At 42.6% G+C, this 3,528-nt stretch carries 6 protein-coding genes and 1 pseudogene; all 7 read right to left on the reverse strand.

Translation table 11 applies throughout. The features are described from left to right. Positions 1–178: 178 nt before the first annotated feature. Complete coding sequence (locus BMX22_RS15600; protein ID WP_074743551.1) at positions 179–676, reverse strand: hypothetical protein; 498 nt, start codon at positions 674–676, stop codon at positions 179–181. Further along, positions 660–947 carry a hypothetical protein gene (locus BMX22_RS15605; protein ID WP_074743552.1) on the reverse strand — a complete coding sequence of 96 codons (288 nt, stop codon included), beginning with the start codon at positions 945–947 and terminating at the stop codon, positions 660–662. Before BMX22_RS15605 ends, BMX22_RS15600 begins: the two co-directional genes overlap by 17 nt. Before the next feature lie 57 nt (positions 948–1,004). Next, positions 1,005–1,319: a hypothetical protein gene (locus BMX22_RS15610; RefSeq protein WP_074743553.1), complete on the reverse strand. Its 315-nt coding sequence runs from the start codon at positions 1,317–1,319 to the stop codon at positions 1,005–1,007. A 47-nt stretch (positions 1,320–1,366) separates the two neighbouring features. Then, positions 1,367–1,603: a DUF6465 family protein gene (locus BMX22_RS15615; protein ID WP_074743554.1), complete on the reverse strand. Its 237-nt coding sequence runs from the start codon at positions 1,601–1,603 to the stop codon at positions 1,367–1,369. 166 nt (positions 1,604–1,769) lie between these two features. Further along, complete coding sequence (locus tag BMX22_RS15620) at positions 1,770–2,192, reverse strand: hypothetical protein (RefSeq protein ID WP_074743555.1); 423 nt, start codon at positions 2,190–2,192, stop codon at positions 1,770–1,772. 301 nt (positions 2,193–2,493) lie between these two features. After that, a pseudogene (locus BMX22_RS17100) lies at positions 2,494–2,970 on the reverse strand (DNA cytosine methyltransferase); the annotation flags it as partial. Positions 2,971–3,180: 210 nt separating this feature from the next. Continuing rightward, positions 3,181–3,426, reverse strand: coding sequence for a hypothetical protein (locus BMX22_RS15630; protein WP_074743556.1), 246 nt, complete (start codon positions 3,424–3,426; stop codon positions 3,181–3,183). Positions 3,427–3,528: the final 102 nt, after the last annotated feature.

Raw genomic sequence — 3,528 nt, forward strand, 5'->3', positions numbered from 1 at the left:
AGTGTTCAAAAGAAAAGCATCCCGAGGGAGGCTTTAATTATCATTCTGTCGGCAAATCTATAAATGTAGGCTCGTGTTTGGCTGCGCGGACATATTTAAGCATATCATCACGGAGCAAGCGCACAGTTGACGTGTTAATACCAGGGTGTCCGCAGATGATTTTAAATAGTATCAGCATTCAGGGAGTCATTACAGGAACGAGCACCACTTCCGTCATTACTATGTGGTCTATCTCGAGCTTCTTGTTCCTTGACCACTCCAAAACTGCTTCGTAGCTGTCCCTCCGACGCGGCACTCTCCTGTCGTACTGGTCGCTGAGCTGCTCCCAATAATCCTTCGCCCTTTTGTCCACTGACTGAGCTACCCCCAAGTAGGTGCCGTGATTTTTCATTACCCCGACTTTCTCAGGATAATTCTTTTCCATATTCTGCATCCATAATTTGCCATGGATACCAAGCTGCTCTATTGTTATCAGCGGATCAGTCTTAATGTATGACCTCAGTTCATATATTCTGTCCATAATCTTCTGATAATCCTCTTCGTTTTTGCAATAAACAATAGGCATATCCATGCTGTTCAACTCACTGAAATTTTTTTCCAGCTTTTCATGTTGAATATTCAACGGGTCAATGCCATGATCCTTGAAATACCAATAGTATTCAACCATTAATTCCATGACCGTCTCCTATCTTCCAATAATACTTCTGCTGTGTGGTGCAGAAAAATCTGAAGGCGTTTACCATATAGTCCATGATGGCTGTGTCCTCTGCCCGAAGCGTCAGAAACGCATAACAGGAGGTCAGAGCCAACGGCACGGGAGTGAACAGCTTCGCAAAAATGAAGGCGGACAATATGACGCCTGTGCAGATAATAATAAAATCCCGAACATTCCAGAACCACAGCTTTACCGCAGCCCTCAGATTGTCGGGATAGATATATGTTTTCAATTCGTTTCCATCCAAATAATAAGCCAGGTTTAAACCCTGGCATAATGAAATGTTGTTCTATGTGTCTATAAATCTCGGATCATTTTGTTTTGCTGCTTCCTGTAATAATTTTTCATAAGCTTCTTCATATGATATTTTATCTTCATCAAACAAACAATATACTGCTACTTGATCATATGCACCTAAAGTGTGTAGATTACCGCTATATCCATGAGATGATAGCCAATCAAGCACACTGGCTTTCATTTCAGGGTACTGCATAGAGTAGGCAAAGATATGATCAGATTCCATAACACAACCATTCTCTTCCAAGATTCTCATAAAGTCATACATATTCGAATCAAAATCAGTATTATTTGTATCCCTATTCATGCTATTGCTCCTTAAAAACATTAAGACGATTTGACAGTACCTCTGAATCAAAGGTCTATCTTGTATTTGTCTGAACCTTCACCGTTTATTGTGTAATAAGCGGCGTTTTCTTCAGGCTTGACATAGACAATGAATTCATTAACAACTTTTCTCTTGTGAACAGATTTATAAGCCTTTAATGCGTCCGCAGCAATATTGCTCACATCGATATCCTTACCATTTACCTGAACTATTGTCTTTAATGATGTTTCTGACTTTGTCTTTTCAGTTGCTTTCTTCGGCATAATAACACCGTCCTTTCTGCTTTCATTATATCATTGGCTTTTCTTGATGTCAAGGCATAGCTATATTTCGTTTGTTGAAAAAAGGAAAATCAAATCGGATTGGGTGAAAAAACAGCGGCTCCTGATAATAGGTGCCGCTGTTTTGGTAATTCGGAAGAGAGTTGTGTCACTTGTTAGCGTTTGTACCCTTGCAAGCCCAGCTCTTTCCGGTAGCCGAGAAGCTGCACTTCATTAATATGAGGAACATGAGAGCGTCGAAGAGCTCGGGATCATTTTCCCTTTTCTTATACAGCTCCCACGCCAGCATTGAATTCATCCAGACGTGCTGTTTATCCTGAATACTGCCTGCTTTATTGAGCATTTTAAGGATTGTGTCATAAAATTCCTCGAATGTGTCAGCTCTGTAAAAAACAAGACAGCAAGCATTGAATTGATCGCGTATATTCGCAAATATACGTTTTTCGATCTCATCGATCAGCTTGCCGTCTTTTTCGAATGCACCTGCGAATGCGTTTACTAGATCTCTGCACCGAGTCTTGATAACAGTATAGAAGTTTGTCAGGTGCTGGTTATAGTCGTTATATGTCATGTCCGACACGCCCTCGGCGGCTGTTCATATCCGCATACGCAAGGTCAATACTGTCGCCGGGGACAGCTATCTGGTATCCTGTTTTTGTAAGGGATTTTATTGGCAGACCAAGTATAGCATAGAGACCTGACTTTCCGCCAAATCCGCCTGCTGTTCCTGTCAGCGTTATGCTCAGTCCTTCAGGGGAGTAAACTCGGCATCCTTCTTTTCCGGGTATGCGCTGGACAAGAGTTTTTGGATTTGCGTCTGTGAAAGACAGTATTCTTCCGGCACACTCGGCTCTAAGAAATCCGACAATGAACACTCTTTTTCTGGCTTGGGCGACTCCGAAATTCGCGCTGTTAAGCACCTGCCATGCGACATCGTACCCCAGGTCATCCAGCGCAGTGAGGATGGCCGCAAATGTCCTGCCTTCGTCATGCGATAACAGTCCGGGTACATTTTCAAGCAGCAGATAGCGAGGTCTCTTAACGGCAGCGATCCGAGCAATTTCAAAGAACATGGTTCCTCGGGCGTCTTCAAAGCCTCTCCGTTTTCCTGCGATTGAAAAGCTCTGACAAGGGAATCCTCCGCAAATAAGGTCGATATCCGGCAAGTCTTCGGGGATGATTTTTCTTGCGTCATCGAAATATTCCTCCTTTGATGTGTCGTAAAGCGCTTCATACGCCTGTTTTGCGAATTTGTCTATCTCGCAGTAACCGACACACTCAAAGCCGCCGACTCGTTCAAGGCCTGAGCGGAAACCGCCGATACCTGCGAACATATCTAAATATCGTATCAAAACTAAAATTCACCTTCTTTTTTATTCCATATTTTCTTTTCAGGTTGTTTTCGTTGTTCATTTGACTCACACCTTTCGTAAAATAATTACAGCCGCCTGCATTTTTGCAGACAGCTGTATGTAACGAAAAAAGGCCACCGGTAGTTGTCCTGTTACGGACTCACCACCGATGGCCTTTAATTATATATATAATAGTATTCAGTTGTATTACTCGGCAGGAGAGATGAAGCTCTCTATTACTGCCATTATTTCATCGAGACGTTTTTCGCCGATACCGTTGATCTTGCCGATCTCTTCACGGAGCTTTTCAAACTCGATAGCTCCATGCTCAACGCTTTTTGCACCTTGGTCATAGATATTTGTCAGCACCTGCTGCATCTGATCTCGGTTCATCGACTTGATTTCCTTATACATTGACCTTGTAAGCTCAACAGTATTCTGTTCTTTTTCCATTATATCTTTCCTCGTATAATAGATTTTAGGGTGGTTTAAAGAGCACCCCAATGAACCTCTGCCACGCTCGGTTGAGTAAAGCAGCATTGAAATCGGAATGAG

Origin of the sequence: Ruminococcus sp. YRD2003 (assembly GCA_900109435.1) — a bacterium.
Classification (GTDB): Bacteria; Bacillota; Clostridia; order Oscillospirales; family Ruminococcaceae; genus Ruminococcus; species Ruminococcus flavefaciens_G.

What these genes read in the sequence shown, in the direction of transcription:
- BMX22_RS15600 (WP_074743551.1), bottom strand. Translation starts at nt 676, where the DNA reads ATGGAATTAATGGTTGAATACTATTGGTATTTCAAGGATCATGGCATT.
- BMX22_RS15610 (WP_074743553.1), bottom strand. Translation starts at nt 1,319, where the DNA reads ATGAATAGGGATACAAATAATACTGATTTTGATTCGAATATGTATGAC.
- BMX22_RS15615 (WP_074743554.1), bottom strand. Translation starts at nt 1,603, where the DNA reads ATGCCGAAGAAAGCAACTGAAAAGACAAAGTCAGAAACATCATTAAAG.
- BMX22_RS15620 (WP_074743555.1), bottom strand. Translation starts at nt 2,192, where the DNA reads ATGACATATAACGACTATAACCAGCACCTGACAAACTTCTATACTGTT.
- BMX22_RS15630 (WP_074743556.1), bottom strand. Translation starts at nt 3,426, where the DNA reads ATGGAAAAAGAACAGAATACTGTTGAGCTTACAAGGTCAATGTATAAG.